This window comes from Microbacterium sp. ISL-103 (assembly GCF_018613995.1).
GTDB lineage: Bacteria > Actinomycetota > Actinomycetes > Actinomycetales > Microbacteriaceae > Microbacterium.
This window is the reverse complement of record NZ_JAGGPD010000315.1, coordinates 1-2,426: the sequence shown is the minus strand read 5'-3', so window position 1 is coordinate 2,426 and position 2,426 is coordinate 1. Positions and strand designations below refer to the sequence as shown.

The window sequence follows — 2,426 nt, the reverse complement described above, 5'->3', positions numbered from 1 at the left end:
GCACCGAGCGTCTGACCCCTGAGACCGCCGCGATCCTCGGGATCAACCTAGACGCGGCGGTCAGCCCTGACGGTTGGTACGAGCGTGCGCGTCGGTCTACCAATCGCATCATGAGTCTCATTGACTATCACCCTGTCTTCAACAGACACCGGCGCCTTCAGAAGAAGGAGTGGGACAAGGTCCGAGCCGACCGGGAGGAGATCGCGGAGGTCCTCTCCGTCCGCGCGCACCGCGCCGACGAGTTGATGAACCTGCTCCTGCACGCGACCTACCTGTGGATGCCCAAGCGCCTGCGCTCGGACAAGGTCTCCGTCACCATCGACGCGACCGCTGTCCGTGTGCACGCGCGCGGTGTCGGTGTCACCTGGCTCTCCAAGCTCGGAGCTGAAGAGACCGTCTCCGTTGAACCCGACGCGGCATTCTGGGCCCGGGGAACCGAAGACCACTCCGACGACGGCAAGACCTCTATCACGAAGATGAAGTACGCCTACGAACTGGAGCTGGGGGTCCTCACAAGCAACGACCCGACTCGCCCGGAGGACATTCCGCACATCGTCGTGGGCATCGGACACCACGCACCGGCCTTCGGGCCGGGCAAGGCGGCACGCGCGATGTTCGAGAACATCATCAACCGGGGCCTGCACCTCGACCACGTCATCGGCGACCGCGCGTACCTTCCGGGCGCCAAGGAAGCCGACCTCCAGAACTACCTGCGCTCCGTTGGCGCGAAGCTCGTCATGGACTACCACAAGACGTTCCTCGGCTACCAAGACAGCTACGCAGGGGCCATCATGGTCGATGGCAACTGGTATTGTGCCTCGATGCCGCAGACTCTCATCGACGCCAGCACGCGCTACCGCGACGGCGAGGACGCCGACGACAAGAACCGTTCGCTGACGAAGTCGCAGCGCGCCGCCCGGGCTCACTCTCGCACGGAGCAATGGCACAGCGACGTCGCGGCGCGTGCTCCCTATCTCTTCAGCCCGAAGGGTGCGCAGAAGTCGAAGGGATGAGGCCATGGTCCTGCCCAGCGGGCGCCAACACGCCCACCGCTTCGTGCCCGCGGAAACCGAACAAGCTCGCGTCGGGAAAGGTGCCCCTGACGATCATCAGGCGACCCGTGGAAGGGCCCGCGAAGGTATGCGACAACGTCACGAGCGTCAGTTTCCCGGCTGAGGCGGGCGGCAAGTTCGCCCAGGAGTATCAATACGGCTCGAAGGACTGGCGCGAGATGTACGGCCATGGCCGCAACAGCGTCGAGTCCTTCAACGCGTGCCTCAAGGACGGCGGCAGGGACTGCTGACGGTTCGGTTGACTCGTCTTGTTTGGGGTCTTCAGGCCGCGTGAGCGGCCGGTGTGTTGATTATCTCGAACTCGATAGGCGTGAGCCTTCCGAGTCGTCGTTGCCGGCGTCGGCGGTGGTATGTCCGCTCGATCCAGGTGACGATCTCCAGCCGCAACTCCTGCCTCGAATGCCATCGCTTCTTGTTGAGAACGTTCTTCTGCAGCAGCGCGAAGAACGACTCCATCGCCGCGTTGTCCGCGCACGCGCCGACCCTGCCCATCGACCCCGTGATCCCGCTCTGACGGAGCATCTCGATGAACTTCCGTGACCGAAATTGGGACCCGCGGTCCGAGTGCAACGTTGTTCCGAGCGGCTCTCGCAGTGCGACCGCGTTCCGCAATGCGGCGACCGCGAGGTCGGCGGTCATCCGTGAGTCGAGCGAGTAGCCCACGATCCGGTTCGAGTGGACGTCTTTGATCGCGCAGAGATACAGCTTCCCCTCATCCGTCCAATGCTCGGTGATATCCGTCAAACACAGCTGGTCCGGCCTGGTCGCGGTAAAGTCGCGGAGCACGAGATCGTCATGCACCGGAGGACCCGCCTTGCGGTTCAGGCCGCGCTTCTTCGAGAACACCGACCACAGGCGCTGCTCCGAGCACAGCCGCCACACGCGCCGCTCGGATGCTGCCAGCCCGGCCTCGGCTTCGATCTCGTCGGAGATGAACCGATACCCGAACGCCGGGTCATCCCGGTGCAGGTCGACGGCGGCGTTCGTGAGGTGAGCGTTGTCCCAGTCGCGCTGCGACACAGGGTTCGCACGCCATCGGAAGAACGCTTGCTTCGAGAAACCCAGCACCCGGCAGGTCACCGCGATCGGAACACGATCAGCGGCAAGGTCAAGGACCAGCGGGAACATCATTTGGGGAGTGAGGCCTGCGACAGATACGCGGCCGCTCTCCGCAGGATCTCGTTCTCTTGCTCGAGCAACCGGATGCGTTTGCGCGCCTCGCGCAGCTCGGCCGCGTCGGCCTGGGTCACACCGGGCTTGATGCCGTCTTCGACATCGGCGATCTTGAGCCACCGTTGCAGGCACGACTCGGAGACCCCGAAGTCTTTCGCAACACGACTCACCGGGGCTTCG

Annotated in this window: 3 protein-coding genes; 2 read left to right on the top strand and 1 reads right to left on the bottom strand. The window is 64.3% G+C overall.

Features of this window, described 5'->3' with window-relative positions; all coding sequences use genetic code 11:
- Positions 1-1,013 (top strand): hypothetical protein (locus J7E68_RS12030; protein WP_215172883.1); only part of this gene is annotated, 1,013 nt, incomplete at its 5' end.
- An 80-nt stretch (positions 1,014-1,093) separates the two neighbouring features.
- The gene (locus tag J7E68_RS12025; RefSeq protein WP_215172881.1) at positions 1,094-1,303 is read left to right on the top strand and encodes a DUF3373 domain-containing protein; all 210 of its coding nucleotides are present in this window, start codon (positions 1,094-1,096) and stop codon (positions 1,301-1,303) included.
- A 31-nt stretch (positions 1,304-1,334) separates the two neighbouring features.
- Here the strand turns inward: J7E68_RS12025 and J7E68_RS12020 are convergent.
- Positions 1,335-2,426 (bottom strand): IS3 family transposase gene (locus J7E68_RS12020; RefSeq protein WP_215172878.1). Its coding sequence is split into 2 segments (ribosomal slippage), with 1,093 coding nucleotides annotated over them: positions 1,335-2,218 and positions 2,218-2,426; the frame shifts between segments, so codons are not numbered across the junction. This gene is flagged as partial in the annotation.